The sequence below is a fragment of the Micromonospora endolithica genome (assembly GCF_003626595.1).
GTDB classification, from domain to species: domain Bacteria; phylum Actinomycetota; class Actinomycetes; order Mycobacteriales; family Micromonosporaceae; genus Micromonospora; species Micromonospora endolithica.
Genome location: NZ_RBAK01000003.1, coordinates 143,373 through 161,061, shown reverse-complemented (window position 1 = coordinate 161,061; position 17,689 = coordinate 143,373). Strand labels below are relative to the sequence as shown.

Annotated in this window: 19 protein-coding genes and 1 pseudogene; 8 read left to right on the top strand and 12 right to left on the bottom strand. The window is 73.1% G+C overall.

The window, feature by feature from the left end; genetic code table 11:
• The first annotated feature begins 15 nt into the window (after window positions 1-15).
• A complete protein-coding gene (locus D7223_RS09965; RefSeq protein ID WP_120728146.1) occupies window positions 16-2,112 on the top strand; it encodes a S9 family peptidase in 2,097 nt (698 codons plus the stop codon).
• Between the two features lie 100 nt (window positions 2,113-2,212).
• Here the strand turns inward: D7223_RS09965 and D7223_RS09960 are convergent, their stop codons facing one another.
• From D7223_RS09960 to D7223_RS09945, 4 genes are all read right to left on the bottom strand, one after another.
• Entirely contained in the window at window positions 2,213-3,739 is a 1,527-nt protein-coding gene (locus D7223_RS09960; protein ID WP_120727430.1) for an FtsX-like permease family protein, read from the bottom strand.
• Window positions 3,736-4,437: an ABC transporter ATP-binding protein gene (locus D7223_RS09955; RefSeq protein ID WP_120727429.1), complete on the bottom strand. Its 702-nt coding sequence runs from the start codon at window positions 4,435-4,437 to the stop codon at window positions 3,736-3,738. The genes D7223_RS09960 and D7223_RS09955 overlap by 4 nt, the downstream gene beginning before the upstream one ends.
• Window positions 4,434-4,970: a PadR family transcriptional regulator gene (locus D7223_RS09950; RefSeq protein ID WP_120727427.1), complete on the bottom strand. Its 537-nt coding sequence runs from the start codon at window positions 4,968-4,970 to the stop codon at window positions 4,434-4,436. Before D7223_RS09950 ends, D7223_RS09955 begins: the two co-directional genes overlap by 4 nt.
• Before the next feature lie 152 nt (window positions 4,971-5,122).
• The gene (locus D7223_RS09945) at window positions 5,123-6,067 is read right to left on the bottom strand and encodes a threonine ammonia-lyase (RefSeq protein ID WP_120727425.1); all 945 of its coding nucleotides are present in this window, start codon (window positions 6,065-6,067) and stop codon (window positions 5,123-5,125) included.
• Window positions 6,068-6,322: 255 nt separating this feature from the next.
• On the opposite strand from D7223_RS09945, the gene D7223_RS09940 reads away from it, so the two are divergent.
• The gene (locus D7223_RS09940; protein WP_120727422.1) at window positions 6,323-6,505 is read left to right on the top strand and encodes a hypothetical protein; all 183 of its coding nucleotides are present in this window, start codon (window positions 6,323-6,325) and stop codon (window positions 6,503-6,505) included.
• A gap of 64 nt (window positions 6,506-6,569) precedes the next feature.
• Here D7223_RS09940 and D7223_RS09935 read toward each other — a convergent pair whose 3' ends face one another.
• Window positions 6,570-7,142, bottom strand: a complete 573-nt coding sequence (locus D7223_RS09935) for a TIGR03086 family metal-binding protein (protein WP_120727420.1) — start codon at window positions 7,140-7,142, stop codon at window positions 6,570-6,572.
• 31 nt (window positions 7,143-7,173) lie between these two features.
• On the opposite strand from D7223_RS09935, the gene D7223_RS09930 reads away from it, so the two are divergent.
• Window positions 7,174-8,019: a helix-turn-helix domain-containing protein gene (locus D7223_RS09930; protein WP_120727418.1), complete on the top strand. Its 846-nt coding sequence runs from the start codon at window positions 7,174-7,176 to the stop codon at window positions 8,017-8,019.
• Between the two features lie 76 nt (window positions 8,020-8,095).
• Here D7223_RS09930 and D7223_RS09925 read toward each other — a convergent pair whose 3' ends face one another.
• From D7223_RS09925 to D7223_RS09900, 6 genes are read right to left on the bottom strand one after another with little or no spacing between them, the layout of a single operon-like run.
• Entirely contained in the window at window positions 8,096-9,634 is a 1,539-nt protein-coding gene (locus D7223_RS09925; protein ID WP_120727416.1) for a SpoIIE family protein phosphatase, read from the bottom strand.
• A gap of 2 nt (window positions 9,635-9,636) precedes the next feature.
• Window positions 9,637-10,965 carry a sensor histidine kinase gene (locus D7223_RS09920; RefSeq protein ID WP_120728144.1) on the bottom strand — a complete coding sequence of 443 codons (1,329 nt, stop codon included), beginning with the start codon at window positions 10,963-10,965 and terminating at the stop codon, window positions 9,637-9,639.
• A gap of 26 nt (window positions 10,966-10,991) precedes the next feature.
• A complete protein-coding gene (locus D7223_RS09915) occupies window positions 10,992-12,008 on the bottom strand; it encodes a SpoIIE family protein phosphatase (RefSeq protein WP_120728142.1) in 1,017 nt (338 codons plus the stop codon).
• Window positions 12,005-12,424, bottom strand: coding sequence for an ATP-binding protein (locus tag D7223_RS09910; RefSeq protein ID WP_120727414.1), 420 nt, complete (start codon window positions 12,422-12,424; stop codon window positions 12,005-12,007). The genes D7223_RS09915 and D7223_RS09910 overlap by 4 nt, the downstream gene beginning before the upstream one ends.
• Window positions 12,421-12,828 (bottom strand): STAS domain-containing protein, encoded by a 408-nt coding sequence (locus D7223_RS09905; protein ID WP_120727412.1) that lies wholly within the window; start codon window positions 12,826-12,828, stop codon window positions 12,421-12,423. Before D7223_RS09905 ends, D7223_RS09910 begins: the two co-directional genes overlap by 4 nt.
• A complete protein-coding gene (locus D7223_RS09900; RefSeq protein WP_120727410.1) occupies window positions 12,828-13,688 on the bottom strand; it encodes an STAS domain-containing protein in 861 nt (286 codons plus the stop codon). The genes D7223_RS09905 and D7223_RS09900 overlap by 1 nt, the downstream gene beginning before the upstream one ends.
• A gap of 164 nt (window positions 13,689-13,852) precedes the next feature.
• Between D7223_RS09900 and D7223_RS09895 the strand changes: the two genes are divergently transcribed.
• Window positions 13,853-14,209 (top strand): STAS domain-containing protein, encoded by a 357-nt coding sequence (locus tag D7223_RS09895; protein ID WP_120727408.1) that lies wholly within the window; start codon window positions 13,853-13,855, stop codon window positions 14,207-14,209.
• Between the two features lie 10 nt (window positions 14,210-14,219).
• Here D7223_RS09895 and D7223_RS09890 read toward each other — a convergent pair whose 3' ends face one another.
• On the bottom strand, window positions 14,220-15,527 hold the full coding sequence (locus D7223_RS09890; RefSeq protein ID WP_120727406.1) for an MFS transporter: 1,308 nt from the start codon (window positions 15,525-15,527) through the stop codon (window positions 14,220-14,222).
• 50 nt (window positions 15,528-15,577) lie between these two features.
• Here D7223_RS09890 and D7223_RS09885 point away from each other — a divergent pair, with 50 nt between their 5' ends.
• The 4 genes and pseudogenes from D7223_RS09885 (at window position 15,578) to D7223_RS09870 (ending at window position 17,581) form a co-directional block, all read left to right on the top strand.
• Window positions 15,578-16,261: a FadR/GntR family transcriptional regulator gene (locus D7223_RS09885; protein ID WP_120727404.1), complete on the top strand. Its 684-nt coding sequence runs from the start codon at window positions 15,578-15,580 to the stop codon at window positions 16,259-16,261.
• A 39-nt stretch (window positions 16,262-16,300) separates the two neighbouring features.
• Complete coding sequence (mscL, locus tag D7223_RS09880) at window positions 16,301-16,759, top strand: large conductance mechanosensitive channel protein MscL (RefSeq protein WP_120727402.1); 459 nt, start codon at window positions 16,301-16,303, stop codon at window positions 16,757-16,759.
• Between the two features lie 82 nt (window positions 16,760-16,841).
• Window positions 16,842-17,075, top strand: a pseudogene (locus D7223_RS09875) (hypothetical protein); the annotation flags it as partial.
• Between the two features lie 146 nt (window positions 17,076-17,221).
• Window positions 17,222-17,581, top strand: coding sequence for a hypothetical protein (locus D7223_RS09870; RefSeq protein ID WP_120727399.1), 360 nt, complete (start codon window positions 17,222-17,224; stop codon window positions 17,579-17,581).
• Window positions 17,582-17,689: the final 108 nt, after the last annotated feature.

The following is a 17,689-nucleotide window of genomic DNA, read 5'->3' as shown; positions in this document are numbered from 1 at the left end:
GGTAACGTGGCGGCCGTGACCACCGAGACCACCCCGCCCGTGGCCAACCGGGTGCCGAGCGAGCGCACCCACCACGGCGACACCCTCGTCGACGAGTACGCCTGGTTGACCGCCAAGGACGACCCGGCGACCATCGCCCACCTGACCGCCGAGAACGCGTACACCGAGGCCCGCACGGAACACCTGGCCGGGCTGCGGACGGAACTGTACGAGGAGATCCGCCGGCGCACCCGGGAGACCGACCTGACCGTGCCCGCCCGCAAGGGCGACTGGTGGTACTACACCCGCACGGTCGAGGGGCAGCAGTACGGGGTGCACTGCCGCCGCGCGGTCCGCGACGGCGAGACCGAGCCGCCGGTCAGCGCGGACGGCGCGCCGCTGGACGGCGAGGAGGTGTTGCTCGACGGCAACCTGCTCGCCGAGGGACACGAGTTCTTCGCCCTCGGCGCGTTCGACGTCAGCCCGGACGGGCGCTGGCTCGCGTACTCGACGGACTTCTCCGGCGACGAGCGCTTCACCCTGCGGGTGAAGGACCTGGGCACCGGTGAGCTGCGGCCCGACGAGGTGCCGGACACCTTCTACGGCACCGCCTGGTCCGCCGACGCGTCGGTGCTGTTCTATGTCACCGTCGACGAGGCGTGGCGGCCCAACCGGGTCTGGCGGCACACGCTGGGCACCGCGTCGACCGAGGACGTGGTCGTCCACCAGGAGGACGACGAGCGGTTCTGGGTGGGCGTCGAGCTGACCCGGTCGGAACGGTTCGTCCTCATCGACGTGCACAGCAAGATCACCAGCGAGGTGCTGGTGATCCCGGCGGGCAATCCGACCGGAGCGCCGGCGTCCGTGGCGCCCCGCCGGCAGGGCGTGGAGTACACCGTGGAGCATCACGGCCACCGCTTCCTGATCCTGCACAACGACGGTGCCGAGGACTTCGCCCTCGCGTACACCTCGGCGGACGCGCCGGGCGACTGGGTCCCGCTGATCGACCACTCCCCCGGCACCCGGCTGGAGGCGGTGGACGCGTTCGCCGACCACCTGGTGGTGTCGCTGCGCGTCAACGGTCTGACCGGACTGCGGGTACTGCCGGTCGGCGGCGGCGACGCGTACGACATCGACTTCCCGGAGCCGCTCTACAGCGTCGGCCTCGGTTCCAACCCGGAGTACCGCACCGGACAGATCCGGCTCGGCTACACCTCGCTGGTCACCCCCGACTCGGTCTACGACTACGACCTGGTGACCCGGCAGATGGTCCTACGCCGGCAGAAGCCGGTGCTGCCCGGCCCGGACGGACGGCCGTACGACCCGGCCGGGTACGAGCAGCACCGGGACTGGGCACTGGCCGACGACGGGACCCGGGTGCCCATCTCGCTGGTGTGCCGCGCCGGCACCCCACGCGACGGTTCGGCCCCCTGTGTGATCTACGGCTACGGCTCGTACGAGGCGAGCATGGATCCCTGGTTCTCCGTCGCCCGGCTCTCCCTGCTCGACCGCGGCGTCGTCTTCGCCGTGGCGCACGTGCGCGGCGGCGGCGAGCTGGGCCGGCGCTGGTACGACCAGGGCAAGCTGCTGGCCAAGAAGAACACGTTCACCGACTTCGTGGCGTGCGCCCGGCACCTGGTCAAGGCGGGGTGGACGGCCCCCGACCGGCTGGTCGCCCGGGGCGCCTCGGCCGGCGGGCTGCTGATGGGCGCGGTGGCCAACATCGCGCCGGACGCGTTCGCCGGGATCGTCGCGCAGGTGCCGTTCGTGGACGCGCTCACCTCGATGCTCGATCCGACGTTGCCGCTGACCGTCACCGAGTGGGAGGAGTGGGGCAACCCGCTCGACGACCCCGAGGTGTACGCGTACATGAAGTCCTACACCCCGTACGAGAACGTGCGGGCCGTGGACTACCCGGCGATCCTCGCGGTGACCAGCCTCAACGACACCCGGGTGCTCTACCACGAGCCGGCGAAGTGGATCGCGCGACTGCGCGAGATCGCCCCGTCCGGCGACTACCTGCTCAAGACGGAGATGGGCGCCGGGCACGGCGGCCCGAGTGGTCGTTACGACGCGTGGCGCGAGGAAGCGTTCGTCAACGCGTGGATGCTGGACCGCCTCGGCCGCGCCTGAGGCGCGCGCTACGCGCGGTGCGGTGCGGTGTGCGGTGTAAGGAAGGGCCCCTTGTTAACGCCTGGCGTTGTACAAGGGTCCCTTCCTAACACTCAGCCGGTCAGGTCGCGCGCAGTTCCTCGACCGCCGTACCGGCCCGCAGGAACAGCAGCCCCACCGCGACGGTGACCAGCACCGCCGCGACGGCGCCGGTACCGAGCCAGGCCAAATGCCCGAGGGGTACGTCCGGTGTGACACTGATGAGCGGCTCGACCTCGACCCGGGTGTACTGCTCCCGGGTCGCCGGGTCGGTGCAGAGCTGCTCCCCCGCGTCGCAGACCTCGCTGCGGTATCCACCGCTGCTAGGGGTGCCGAAGAGTCCGCGGGCCAGCAGCATGCCGACCGTGAGCGCGAGGGCGACCGCCGGCACCGCCGGTGCCAGCGCCTGCCAGGCGATCGACCGGCCCACGGTGGCGCGCGGCACCCCGGTCGCCACCAGGGCCGCGTACGCCCGCCGCCGAGCAGTGATCCCCTCGACCAGTGCGACGACGAGCCCGCCGGAGGCCACCACCATCGCCACCGCGACCGCGAGATCGACGAGGTCCATCGTGCTCAGGTAGAAGCCGCCGTTACCGGCGAGCCCCCCGCCGCCCCGCCGTTCCAGCTCCGCCGCGGCCTCGAAGTAGGACCGGAGGCCCGCCGCTCCAGCGCCGAAGAGCACCGCCGCCAGCAGGGCGGCGAAGGTGCGGCTGCCCGCCCAGGGGTCGGCGGTCAACCGGGCGGCGGCGAGCAGCACTGCCGGACGGCGTGCCCATCGGCGCAGCAACCGCCCGGTGACGTAGGAGATCCAGCCGGTGCCAAGCACGACGCCGACGAGTGCGGCAAGCCCGCCGGCCATGAGCAGGGCAGGGGTCAGCCACTCGGGCGGCCGGGTGTCCCGGGTGGCGTACCAGCGGTTAACCGGTCCGATCGCGGCGAAGGCGGCGAGCCCGAGCCCGATCAGGACACCGGCCCAGGGGCGGGGGCCGCGTTCGCGCTGCCGTCCCCGTACCACGCCGAGCGGGCTGACCGTCACCCCGCGCAGTATGAGTGCGGTGGCGAGCGCCGCCACGACGGGCAGCCCGAACAGCACTGCGGCGAACGCCCCGGAAGCGGGCAGTACGTCGGTGGGCAGGACCAGCCGGCCCCGCTCGTCGGGGGTGTCGAACACCTCGCGTACGCCGAAGTAGATCGCGGTGCCCGCGGCCGTGCCCAGTAGGGCCGCGAGCCCGGTCTCCCCGGCGGCGAGCCGGATGACCTGCCCGGGGGTCGCGCCGGCGAGCCGCAGCGCGGCGAGACGGCGGTCGCGGGCGGGAGCGCCGAGCCGGGCACACTGGCCGGCCAGCGCCAACACCGGGATGATGAGCAGCAGCGACGCGAAGGCGGTGCCACCGCGCAATCCCGGCTCGACCAGCAACTGGCTGGCGTACTGCTCGGACCAGCGCACATCCCCCTCCTCGACGGCAGGTGGCGTGGGGATGGCCAGGACGGTCAGCGCGGCCAGCCCCGCGAGGGTGGCCAGCGCGGCGCTGACGGCGGTGAGCACCACGCGGACGGTGTCGGTGGCGGTGCCCGCCACGGCGAGCCGCAGCAGAGTCGACGGCCTCACCGGCGGCCGCCGGCAAGCGGCGTTTCCAGCCCGAGCCCACCGTGGTCGACCACGCCGTCACGCAGCACCACCTCGCGGTCGGCGTACCCGGCGATGCGCGGCTCGTGGGTGACGAGCACGACGCTGGTGCCCTGCTCACGGGCGAGCCGGACCAGGCTGGTGAGCACCTGCTCACCGGTGAGCGTGTCCAGCGCCCCGGTCGGCTCGTCCGCGAACAGCACCCGCGGCTCGGTGACCAACGCCCGAGCGGTCGCGCAGCGTTGCTGCTGTCCGCCGGACATCTCGCCGGGCCGGTTGTCGGCCAGGTCGGCCACCCCGAGCCGTTCCAGCCAGGTGAGCGCCGCCGTCCGCGCTTCTCGCCGCCCCGTGCCGGCGAGAAGCAGCGGAAGCGCGACGTTCTCCGCCGCGGTCAGCTCGGCGACGAGCTGACCGAACTGGAACAGCACCCCGAAGGTGCTGCGTCGCAGCCTGGACCGGGCCGCCTCGGACCAGGTGTCGATGCGCTCGCCACGCCAGCGCACCTCGCCCGCGTCAGGGCGCAGGATGCCGGCGAGGCAGTGCAGCAGCGTGGACTTGCCACCGCCGCTGGGACCGGTGACAGCGACGACTTCTCCCTCGGCGATGTCGAGGTTGACGCCGCGCAGCGCGGGGGTCGGACCGTAGGAGCGGACCACGCCCCGGGCCTGGAGATAGGTCACGAGTGCACCTCCCGGTGCCAGTCGGCGACCCGGTCCAGGGTGGTCTGCAGCCACCGCAGGTCCGCGTCGAGGTGAGCGATGGCGTAGTCGGCTGCCACGACGTCGTCGAGGCTGGCCGAGAGTGCTGTCTTGGCGGCCGTCAGCTCACGCAGGCGCGCGGTGTGCGCCTGCCGTTGGGCGGCCAGATAGGAGCGGGTCCTGTCCACGTCGTCCACCAGCAGCGCCACGGCGACCTTGGCGAAGAGCGTGCTGGAGACGTACGGCATCGGCAGCTCGGTCTCGGCCAGCCACCGGTTCAACGCGGCACGCCCCTCGTCGGTCAGCGCGTACGCGGTGCGGTCGGGGCCGCCCTCGCGTTCCTGACCGGCGGCCACCACCAGACCGTCGCGTTGCAGCCGGCCGAGGCTGGCGTAGACCTGCCCGTACGCCAGCGGACGGGCCTGGGGAAGGCGCTCGTCGTGGGCACGTTTCAGCTCATAGCCGTGCCGGGGGCCGGCGGCGAGCAGCCCGAGCAGCACGTGGGGAACGGACACGCGCTCACTATTCATTGAGCGAATAGTGACTGTCAAGGAACCCGCGTGGCGCGGTCATTGCCATGCCGTACGTCCGGTGGAACCCACTCGGCCGGGCCGATCCAACGAGATCGAGACGCGCCCCCGGGCGATACGGGTGTCCGTCCCGACCCTTACGGCACCAGTACCGACGCCAGTACCGCCGGGTCGACGTTGCCGCCGGTGACCACCGCGACCGTACGCCCGGCCGGTAGCTCGGCGGCGTGGAACAGGCGGGCGGCCACCGCCACCGCGGCGCTCGGCTCGACGACCAGCCGGGCGTCGCGGACCAGCCGGCCCATCGCGGCGCGGATCTCCTCCTCGGTGACCGTGACGACGCGGTCGAGCCGGGCCAACAGGTGGGCGAGGGTCAGCTCGGACGGCGGCAGGCGCAGCCCGTCGGCCATCGTCCGGTAGGTGGCGTCCTCGCCCCACACCACCACCCGACCGGCGGCCAGCGAGTCGCGGGCGTCGGCGGCGAGGTCCGGCTCCACCCCGATCACCACCGCCCCGGGGCGCAGCGCGCGTACCGCCGTGGCGACGCCGGAGGACAGCCCACCGCCGCCGACCGGCACCAGCACCACGTCCACGTCGGGCAGGTCCTCGACGATCTCCAACCCGATCGTGCCCTGTCCGGCCACGATGCGCCGGTCGTCGAACGGCGGCACCAGCACCGCCCCGGTCGTCGCCGCGATGCGCTCGGCCTCCGGGCCCCGCCGGGGCGGCGGCACCAGCAGCACCTCCACGCCGAGGTCCCGGATCCGGTCGACCTTGGCCGCCGGGGCACCCTCGGGCACCACGATCCGGCACGGCACCCCGGCGGCGCGGGCCGCGTACGCCAGCGCCAGGCCGTGGTTGCCCGACGAGTGCGTGACGACGCCGCGCGCCCGCTCGGCGGCGGTCAGCCGGGCGACCGCGTGGGTCGCCCCGCGCAGCTTGAACGACCCCACCGGTTGCAGGCTCTCCGGCTTGAGCCACAGGTCCGCGTCCCATCCGGTCCGCAACAAGGGTGTACGCAGGACGTGGCCGGCGATGTCGGCGGCGGCGGCCCGAACGTCGGAGATCGAGATCAACTCCACCACCCCATCCTGCCCCGCCCCCGCACCGGGTGGAAGGAAGGGCACCTTGTTAACGCCTGCGGTAGAGGAAGGGCCCCTTATTAACCGCCACCGCACCGCCCACCGCGCGGCCACCGCACGGCCACCGGCGCGGCCACCGCGCGACATCCCGCGCGGTCCTGCGGGACGGATCTCTTCGGGGCGGCGTGACGGAAGAGGCCTCGTCGCGCGACGGATGACGGTCGACGGCCCGGCGGGGTCGCCTAGACTGCCGGCGTGGCGGCCGACGACGACGAGGAGCGGGCCGCGGACGTACCCCGGTCGAGTCTGCGGGCGGCGGCGCGCGACCGGCGGGTCTGGGCCATCCTCGCGGTGGTCGCGGTCCTGCTGGTGTGCTGCTGTTCGGTCGCCGTCGGGACGCTGCTCGCGCTGGCCGGCGGGATGTTCAGCGCCGGCTGACCGGCCACCGGGGCGTTAACAAGGGGCCCTTCCTCTACCGCAGGCGTTAATAAGGTGCCCTTCCTTACACCCTGGGGGACCAGACCGGGTCGCGGCCGGTGCGGGCGAGCAGCCGGTCGACGTCCGGCAGGTCGGGCGAGGCGGACACCGGTTCGCCGAAGACGCCCATCTTCCGGGCCTGCGGACCGAGTTGCTCCACCAGCTCGTGCAGGTGGTCGAGAACCTCGGGTGCGGCCTCGTACGGCTGGCCGGTGGCGGCGGCCAGGTCCCAGCCGTGCACGGTCAGGTCCAGCAGCGCCATGGCGCCGACGACCGGCTGCGGCATCCCCATGCCCGGGGAGACGCCGTCCAGCGCGGCCGGGTCGGACCAGGCGTCGACCAGCTTGCGGGCCTCGACCTCGAACCGGTCCCGCCAGCCGTCGGTGAGGTGGTCGGGCTTGGCCGCCCACTCGACCGGTCGCTTCGTCGCCAGGGCCTGGAAGTTCACCACCACCTCGTACAGGTGGTTCATCAGGTCGCGTACCGCGAAGTCCGCGCAGGGCGTGGGCAGGTCGAGCTGGTCGTCGGCGATGCCGCGAACCACCGCGGCGGTCCGTGGCACGGCAACCGAGAGCAGGTCGCTAGTGTGGGTGGCCATAGGACCAGCGTACGAAGGTGCTCTTGAAGAAATGCGACAGCCGCGCGGGGACAACCGGGGAATTCTCCATCCGGCCCGGCTGCGCCGCCACGTCCGGTTCCGCCGGCACCTGCCCGCGCCGGCGCTTCGCCGGCACGTGGAGCACTACTGGCTCGTCGACTGGGACCTGAGCGAGCCGTTCGCGCAGCACGTCGTACCCCATCCGGCCGTCAACGTCGTCTTCCAGCGCGACGGTGCCGGCCCGACGCGGGCCGAGGTGTCCGGGGTCGGCCTGGAACTCTTCACCATCACCCTGACCGGCGTCGGCACGGTGAGCGGGGTGCAGTTCCGGCCGGGCGGCTTCCGGCCGTTCTGGCCCGGATCGGTGGCCGAGCTGACCGGCCGGCGGCTGTCCTTCGCGGTGCTCGCGGACCGCTGGCCGCCGGCCAACGCGGCGCTCGCGGGGTCCGCCGGGGCCGGTGCCGGTCCGCCGCCCGCCGACCCCTGCGTGGGTACGGACACCGAGCGCTGCCAGGCCCTGGACGCCCTGCTCGCCGACGCGCGGCCGGCCGCCGACCCGGTCAACGACGAGGTGGTCGGCCTGGTCGAGGCGATCCGCTTCGACCGGAGCGTGCTGCGGGTCGACGACTTCGCCCGCCGGCACGGCCAGTCGGTCCGGCGGCTGCAACGGCTCTTCCTGACCCACGTCGGCGTCGGCCCGAAGTGGGTGATCCGCCGGTACCGGCTGCACGAGGCGATCGAGCGGGCCGCCGGCGATCCGCCGGACTGGGCGACGCTCGCCGCCGACCTCGGCTACAGCGACCAGGCCCACCTGGTTCGCGACTTCACCGCCGTCGCCGGGGTCCCGCCCACCAGCTACACCCGCGCGCACACCTGAGCGCGCACCGGCTCCGCCGACCAGCGGTTAGGAAGGGACCCTTGTACAACGCCAGGCGTTAAGAAGGGGCCCTTCCTTACCGGCGGCGGAGGGCGACCACGGCGACGTCGTCGTGGATCTCCGGCGGGGCCAGCTCGACCAGCAGCCGCTCGCAGAACCGGTCCAGGTCGTCGTCGACCCGGGTGGCGACGGCGGCGAGGGCGGTCAGCCCGTCGTCGATCGTGGTGTCCCGCCGCTCGATCAACCCGTCGGTGTAGAAGACCAGGGTGGCGCCGGCCGGCAGGACGAACTCCAGGTCCGGCGGTCGGGGCGCGCGGACCCCGAGCAGCGGGGCGGACTGCTGCACGTACTCCACCTTGCCGTTCAGGCTGAGCGCCGGCGGCAGGTGCCCGGCGCTGGCCATCCGCACCCGGCCGCTCGGTGGATGCACCAGCAGTACGCAGATGGTCGCCAGCTCGTCGGGGAGCAGCGTCCGCATCAGCTCGTTCACCCGGTGCAGGATCGCCCCCGGCTGGTGCCCCTCCACCGCGTACGCCCGCACCGCGTGCCGCAGCTCGGCCATCACGGTCGCCGCGTGCAGCGAGTGGCCGGCCACGTCGCCGATCGCCAGCAGCAGGTGACCGTCGAGCATCACCAGCTCGTAGAAGTCCCCGCCCACCTCGGTCTGCGCACTCGCCGGCTCGTAGCGCACCGCCAGGTCCAGCCCGGCGACGGTGGGGATCGTCCGGGGCAGCAGGCTGCGCTGGAGGGTGACCGCGATCCGGTGCTCCTCGTCGTAGGAGCGCTGCGCCTCGACCGCCGCCGCGACCGCCTGGGCGAGCTGCACCAGCACCGGGTTCCGGTCGGTCTGGGTCGCGGTGGGTACGACCACGTAGAGCGGGGCGCGGTCCTCGCGGAGCCGGGCGGCGGCCACGGTCACCGTGTCGTCGGCCGGCCAGCCGACCAGACCCCAGGCGGCCGGGTCCTGCACGCGCACCGTCGAGCCGATCGGCACGCCGGTGTCGTCGACGATCCAGGGCACCACGGTGGCCGCCTCGCCCGGACCGGCGGCGACACCGGCGATGCAGTCGCCGTCGAAGGTCTCGGCCACCACCGCGGCCGGGCACTTGAAGATCTGCGCGGCGCCCTCCGCGGCGGCCTCCAGCAGCCGGGCGAAGCTCGGTGCCGCGTGCACCGCCACCGTGGTGTCGGCGAGCCCGGTGAGCCGCTCGACGAGGAGTTCCGCCCGTTGCCGGGCCCGGTAGTAGCGCAGCACCGCCGAGGCGGTGGCGACCAGTTCCTCCGGCTCGATCGGCTCGGCCAGGTACGCGTCCGCGCCCCGGGTCAGCCCCTGTGCCCGGTCCACCACGTCGATCGCGTGCGCCGAGACGTGCACGACCGGCATCGCCGGGTGCGCGGCCTTGATCCGTTCGCAGACCTCGAACCCGCTGAGGTCGGGCAGCCGGACGTCCAGCACCACCAGGTCGATCGGGTCCACCCCGACGCGGGCCAGCGCCTCGCCCCCGGTCTCCGCCTCCAGCACCGAGAAACCGGCCCGGGTGAGCCAGCTGACCAGCAGGTAGCGCTTGGTACGACTGTCGTCGACCACCAGCACGGTCGCCGGACCGCCCTCCACCGTCAGGCTCCGTCCACGGGCAGGGAAACGGTGAAGGAGGCACCCCGGCCGGGTTCGCTGACCAGCAGCACCGAGCCGCCGAGCAGCATCGCCAGCCGCCGCGCGTACGGCAGGCCGAGGCCGGTGCCACCGACCCGGGTCTTCCCGGGGACCTGGTAGAACTCCTCGAAGATCCGTTCGTGCTGCTCCGGCGCGATGCCGGGGCCGGTGTCGCTGACGGTGAGCCGCCACCGGTCGTCGTGCCGCTCGGCCGCCAACCGGACCTCGCCCTGCTCGGTGAACTTCAGCCCGTTGTGCAGCAGGTTGCGCAGCACCCGGGCGAGCAGCACCTCGTCGGTACGCAGGACCGCCGGTGCCGGTGGTTCCTCCACCACCAGCTCCACACCGGGCCGGGTGGCCAGCGCCCGCAGCGTGCCGCGCAGCTGCCCGAAGACCGACCGCAGGTCCACCTCGGCCCAGTCCGGCTCGATCCGACCGGACTCCGCCTTGGCCAGGTCGAGCAGTTCGTTGACCAGCGCGAGCAGGTCGGCCGCCGAGGAACGGATCAGGCCGACCTGGCGGACCTGCTCGACGGTGAGCGGGTCGGAGGCCGAGTCGGCGAGCAACCGGCCCAGTCCGATGATCGCGGTCACCGGGGCCCGCAGCTCGTGGCTGACATTGGCCAGGAACCGGCTCTTGGACTCGCTCGCCGCGCGGAGCTGAGCGGACTTCTCGTCCAGCTCGGCATAAAGGGCGACCACACCCCGGTTGGTCTCCTCCAGCTCCTCGGTGAGCTGGTTGTAGAGCGCCATCACGCCCCGGTTGGTCTCGGCCAGCTCCTCGTTGAGCACGGCCAGCTCGTCGCGCTGGCTGCGTACCTCGTCGAGGGCGGCGATGAGCTGCTGGTTCTGCGCGGTCAGCTCGTCGAGGGCGCTGCCCGGCGCGCTCGCGCCGAGCTGGGCGCGCAGCTCGGCGAGGCGCTCCGGGGGCAGCGCCGGCGCGTTGGCCGGGACACGTCGGGACATCCTCACGACCGTATCCCCCTCTCCCGTCACGGTGTCCAGCTTGTCCATCAGTCGCGCCACCGCGCCGGACTGCGGCTCGTACCGGTCGGCCGGCAGGGCACCGACCGGGGCGAGGTCGATCCGGAGGTGCCGCCTACCGTCATCGGCGTTCGCGACCAGTGTGAACGTCACATCCGCCCCGCCGGCGGTGCGGAGCAGATCCCGGGCGACCTCGCTGAGCGCGGTGGCGACCCGTACCTGGTCCTGATGCTCCAAGCCGACCGCCGCGGCGACCTCACGGCCGCGCTGCCGGACCAGGAAGATGTCCTGCTCCACCCGCAACGCCATCACCAGCAACGGTTGACGGTCGCTGGTCACGGTTGGGCCCGGGCGGTCAGCACGCAGGCGTCGTCGCGGCGTACGCCGGCGTCGCGCAGCAGGGTCGCGGCCACCACCAGGGGCGAGCGTTCGCTCAGGCCCGGGTAGTCGTCGAGCTGCCAGCGGTCGGCCACCCCGTCGCTGTGCATGACGAGCAGGGCGCCCGGCGCGAAGGGGTACTCGTATTCCCGGATCGACGGTCGCTGGTGCCCGGCGATGCCGGGCAGCGAGACCAGTCCCTTCCGGCGGCCGGTGTCGCCGACGACCGAGCCGGAGATGTTGCCGACCCCGCTGTAGCGCAGCAGGCCCGCCCCCGGGTCCGTCTCGGCGACGGCCAGCGCCGCCCCCCGGGTGTGCCCCATGGCACGGTGCAGGTGCCCGACCACTACCGCCGGCGGTCCGGCCGGGGCCCGGCGGAACGCGTCCAGGGCGGCGTCGGTGGCGGCTGCGGCGAGCGCCCCGTGCCCCAGGCCGTCACAGACCAGTACCTGCCGGCGTCCCTCGACGGTCCGCCAGGCGTAGCCGTCCCCGCTGACCTGCTCACCGGTGATCGGCCGGGCGAGCGCGCCGACCCACGGCCGCTCAGCGGAGCTGGGCTGCCGCCACACCTGCACCGCCAGGACGGTGCCACGGCCGGGGCGGGAGTAGCCGTCGAACCAGCTGGCCTGGCGGGTAATGGCGCCGAGGCCGATGCCGAGGGTGCCGGTGGTGGAGTGCCCGTCGCGGGAGGAGACGGTGAGGTCGGCCATCCCGGGGCCGGAGTCGATCGCGATCAGCTCCACCCCGGCGTCGGTCTCGCCGCGGACCGGGCGGAGCAGCAGCACACCCTCGTCGGCGTGCTTGACCAGGTTGCTGGTCAGCTCGGCGGCGACGATGGCCAGGTCGGCGGTGCGGGCCACGCCGAGCCCGAGCTGGCCGCCGAGTCGTTCGGCGGCCCTGCGTACGGCGCTGGCGGTGCCACCGGCCTCGACCCGGAACCACACCCCGCGGTCGGAGACCACCTCCTGGGTCATCGGGACCACTTGGTGACCGTGATGCGGGTGCCTTCTCCCACCGCGGTCCAGATGTCGAACTCGTCGACGAGCCGGCGGGCGCCACTGAGCCCGAGGCCCAGCCCGCCGCCGGTGGTGTAGCCGTCGGTCAGCGCCAGGTCGAGGTCGACGATTCCCGGACCGGAGTCGGCGAAGACGATCCGTACGCCGCGCCGCAGCCCGTTGTCGACGGTGTTCACCTCGACGGAGCCGCCGCCGCCGTAGACCAGCGTGTTGCGGGCCAGCTCACTGGCGGCGGTGACCAGCTTGGTCTGGTCGACCAGGGAGAGTCGGACGGCGACCGCGACGGTACGCACCAGCTGCCGCACCCGGACCACGTCCTCGTCGCTGCGGATCGCCTGCGTCTGCGGCTGGCCCACGTCGACGCCGGTGATCACGACGACGCCGTCTCGGCGTCCGGTTCGTCGTCGAGCTCCTCGTGCTCGTCGGCGTGCGCGGCGGCGATCAGCTCCATGCCCCGTTCGACGTTCAGCGCGGTGCGGATCCCGTTGAGGGAGAGGCCCAGCTCGACCAGGGTGATGGCCACCGCCGGGCGCATGCCGACGACCACCGTCTCGGCGTCGAGCACCTTGGAGATGGACGCGATGGTGGACAGCATCCGCCCGACGAACGAGTCGACGATGTCCAGCGCGGTGATGTCGATGATGACGCCGTGGCAGCCGGTCGCGACGATCCGCTCGGCGAGGTCCTCCTGGAGCTGGAGGGCCGTCTGGTCGGACATGTCGACCTGGATGGACACCAGCAGGATGTCACCGATCTTGAGGATCGGCACCCGTTCCATCAGCGGTCCCGGCGCGGTTGGCGGCGGGCGGTCTCCACGCCGGTCAGGCGGAGCACGTGCCGCAGCGCGTCGGCGAGGCTGGCCTTGGTGGCGATGTCCCCGAACTCGATGCCCAGCGCGACGATGGTCTGCGCGATCTGCGGGCGGATGCCGGAGATGATGCAGTCGGCACCCATCAGCCGGGCGGCCACGACGGTCTTGAGGATGTGCTGCGCCACCTGGGTGTCGACCGCCGGCACACCGGTGATGTCGATGATCGCGTACGGCGAGCTGGTGTCGACCAGCGTCTGGAGCAGTCGCTCCATCACCACCTGGGCGCGGGCCGAGTCGAGGGTGCCGACCAGCGGGACGGCGACGACGCCCTCCCAGAGCTTCACCACCGGGGTGGAGAGTTCGAGGAGTTGCTCCGCCTGGTCGGCGATGAGGCTCTCCCGGGTGCGGACGTAGGTCTCGAAGGTGAACAGGCCCATCTGGTCGACCAGGCGGGAGTAGGCCACGTAGTCGCGCAGGGTGCTCTCCCCCGCGTCGGCCTCCATGACCTCCAGCAGCACGTCCTTGAGGGCGAAGATGCTGGTCGCGGTCTCGGTGGCGGAGAAGCCCTGCCGGGCCCGCCCCCGGGACAGGTCGGCCAGGACCGCGCGCAACTCGGCCGCGTGCTCGCCGTCGAGGTGCAGCGGCCCGTGCTCGGCGGTGCCGACCATGCTGCGGTGCAGGTCCTCCACCTGGCGACGGAGTTCGGCCTGGCTGAGTCGCCCGCGCAGCGAACCGGCGGCGACCTCCACCCAGCGTGACATGACCCGATCGGCATGGCTGGTCAGCAGACCGGCCAGCCGACCGCTCTCCTCGGCGCTCAGCGCCATGGCAAACCCCCCTCGACCTGGAACGGGCGGACTCTACCACCGGACACCGACGAACTACTTGCCCCGTGGCAACGGAATGACGGGGCCCACCGGATGCCGCCTCCCGATCTGCGTACCACCCCGTTGGTGGGATACCGTTTCCCCGATAACAGGAGGTCTGGCGAATGTCCTTGACGGTGCACACGGAACAACGCGGCGACGTCGTCGTCGTGTCGGTCGCGGGCGAGCTGGACATGGCGACCGCGCCGCAGCTTCAGGACCAGATCACCGACCTGCTCGACAAGGGCCGGAGCCGGCTGGTCTTCGACCTGGCGGACGTGTCGTTCTGCGACTCGACGGGCCTGTCCGTCTTCGTCCGCGCGAAGAACAGCTCCGACGAGGCCGGCGGGGTGGTGCGGCTCGCCGCGCCGCAGCGCGGGGTGCTGCGCATCCTCGAGGTGAGCGGTCTGGTCGAGGTGCTGCACACCTACCCGACGGTCGACCAGGCGGTCGCGGGCGACCCCACGCCGGCCTCCTCCTGACCTCCGTTCCTCAGCGCCCGTCCTCGATGTACCGGGGACGGGCGATCACCATGCCCGCCCCGGTCTGCACGACCAGGGCCGCCAGCAGGAAACCGATCGGCGCGGTCCACCCTCCGGTGGCCTCGTAGAGCACCCCGACCAGCAGCGGTCCGAGGGCGGCGATGACGTACCCGGTGCTCTGGGCGAACGCGGACAGCGCGACGGTGCCGTCGGCGGTGCGGGCGCGCAGCCCGATGGTGGTGAGGATCAGCGGGAACGCGCCCTGGCCGACGGCGAGCAGCGCCACCCACAGCAGTGCGCCTCCCCGCGGCGCGAACGCCAGCCCGAGATAGGCCAGGCTCGACGCGGCGGTCAGGCCCAGCACCAGCGGGTGCAGCGTCCGCAACCGACCGGCCAGGGTCGGCATCAGCAGCGCGATCGGCACCCCCAGCGCGGTCAGCCCGGCGAGCAGCAGGCCGGCCGCCTCCGGCCGGTAGCCGGCGTCCCGGAAGAGCTGCGCCAACCAGCCCATGATCGCGTATCCGCTGAGCGACTGCGCCCCGAAGTACACCGCCATGGCCCAGCCGAGCCGGGTACGGCCGGGCCGGATCCGGCTCGGCTGGGCGGCGGCCACCGCCGGGGTCGCCCGCCGCGCCGCGCGCCGGGCCCGCAGCGCCAGCGGCACCCACGGGAGTACGGCCACCGCGGCCAGTCCGGCCCACACGCCGAGCCCGGCCCGCCAGGACCCGAACGCGTGGGCGATCGGCACCGCCGAGGCGGCGGCCACCGTCGTGCCCACGGTCAACGCCATCGTGTACGCCCCGGTGACCAGCCCGGTGCGGTGCGGGAAGTGCTGCTTCACCAGCATTGGCAGCAGGATGTTGGCCACCGCGATGCCGGCCAGCGCCAGCGCGCTGGTGGCGATGAAGACCAGCGGGGAGTCGGTGACGACCCGCAGCACCTGTCCGACGGCGAGCGCGAGCATGCCGGCCAGCAGCAGCCGGGCCGGCGCGAACCGGCGGACCAGCCACGGGGTGAGCGCGCCCAGCCCGGCGAACGCGATCGTGGGCAGGGTGGTCACGAAGCCGGCCGTCGTCGCGGAGAGCCCGAGCCCACCCCGAACCTCGTCGAGCAGCGCCCCCAGGCTGGTGACGGCCGCCCGCAGGTTCAACGCCACCAGCAGCATCGCCACCAGAACCAGCGCCGAGCCCGCCCCCGCGCCCGCCCCGCGCCCCTTGCGCGCGGTTTCACGGAGAGAGTCGCCATCGACGCGCGGATGACCACTCTTTCCCGGGAACTGCGCGCCGAGGGGGGTGGAGGTCGCGGGTGGCGGGGTCATGGGGCTCAACCTACAATCATGGGATGAATTTCCGGCAGGTGATGTAACCAGTGCCACGTACGACCGATTCCCCTCCGGTGCCGCCCCGCGGGCAGCGGGTCCGGGAGACGACCGCCCGGCTGCGGCAGCGGATCCTCGGCGGCGAGTGGCCGGTGGGCGGGCGGATCCCCACCGAGCCGCAACTGGTCGCCGCCCTCGGCGTGGGGCGCAACACTGTCCGCGAGGCGGTCCGGGCGCTGGTGCACGCCGGGGTGCTGGAGTGCCGGCAGGGCTCCGGGACGTACGTGGTGTCGACCGACGAGCTGGCCCCGGTGGTGGCCCGCCGACTCACCGACGACCGGATGGCCGAGGTGGTCGAGGTGCGGCGCGCCTTCGAGGTGGAGGCCGCCCGGCTGGCCGCGCTGCGGCGTACGCCCGAGGACCTGGCGGCGCTCGACGCGGCGCTCGCCGCCCGCGAGGCGGCGTGGCGCGGCGGCCGGGTCGCCGAGTTCGTCGAGGCCGACGTCGCGCTGCACACCGCGGTGGTCGCGGCGGCCCACAATCCCATGCTCGCCGAGCTGTACGCCTCGGTCGGCACCGCCCTGCGCAGCACCGTCGCCCACGCGATGGGTGACGCGCTGGAGCCGGACCGCTACGTCGACCACTCCCGGCTGGTGGAGGCGATCCGGGCCGGCGAGCCGCAGCGCGCGGCGATCGAAGCCGGCGCTTTTCTGGAGCCCGCCGCCGGGGCATAGGTTGTGCCGGACGGAAAACCGGACACCTCGGGAGTACGGATGTTCAAGGGCTTCAAAGACTTCATCATGCGCGGGAACGTCGTCGACCTCGCGGTCGGCATCGTCATCGGCGCCGCCTTCACCGGCGTGGTCACTCAGCTCACCAAGTCGTTCCTGGAACCGTTGATCAAGATGATCGGTGGCGGCAGCGCCCTCAAGGCCGGCAAGTGGACGCTCGGTGGCCAGGTGTTCGACTGGGCGGCCTTCCTCAACGCGCTGATCACGTTCGTGCTGACCGCCGCGGTGCTGTACTTCCTCGTGGTCTTCCCGATGAACAAGCTCGCCGAGCGGCGTCGGCGCGGCGAGGAGCCCCCGCCCGCCGCGCCGAGCGAGGAGGTCAAGCTGCTCACCGAGATCCGGGACGCGCTCGTCGCCGCCGGTCACTCCACCCCCGGTCAGCAGCGCGGTGCCCTGGACGACGTGCTCGGCCGGCGGGAGGAACCGCCCGCGAGGTACTGAACCCGGCACACGCACACCGGCCCTCGCGGGAATCCCGCGGGGGCCGGACTTTTTAGTACGCGTGTTCGATAGAGTCCCCGCCATGGAGCAGCGGAAGCACTGGTGGAACGGGAAATGGGGACGACTGGCGCGGCGAGACGTGTTCCTCCGCGCCGACGCCGACCGGTGGTACGTCGAGCAGCGCGCCGGCGGATCGGAGGGTGTCTCCCAGTTCTACGAGTACGGCAGTGTCGACGAGGCCGAGGAGACGATCCGGGCCCTGCTCCAGGGCACCGACACCTGGCGCGAGCTGTCCCCCCGTCCCCCGTCCGGCTGGTCCAACCCCACCGGCGTTCAGGCCGACACCGGGCCGTCCTTCCGGGCCGGCGGCGGGTCGGGAGCCTCGCCGCACGCCGGACCGGGAGTTCAGGACCACGGCGGGTCGGCCGTTTAGGCCGACGGCGGGTCGGGAACCGCGAACGCATGAGCCAGCAGGACACCGCCGTTTCCCGGATCACCACCGGCATGCCCGTGGTCGACTCGACCGGTGCCGGAATCGGCACCGTCGACCTCGTCCAACGGGCCGACCCGAACGCGGTCACCGTCCAGGCGCCGACCGCCGACCCGGGCGGCAGCCTGGACGAGTTGATCGAGTCCACCGCCGCCGAGGAACCCGACGTACCGGCCGACCTGGCGGCCCGACTGCTGCACGGCGGCTACCTGAAAGTGTCCACCGACCTGGTACCGACCGGCGCGGTCTACGTACCGGCCGACCGGATCGCGGCTGTGCACGCCGACGTCCGCCTCGACGTACCGTTCAGCGCCCTCCCCGTGGAGGAGTGACCCGCCCTCGCCCCGGTCCCGCCCCGGTCCCGCCCCCGAGCCGGGGCCCAGGCCCGGCCGGCCGGCCGGCCGGCAAGATCGCGCTCGATCCGTGAAGTAGTGGCCTCC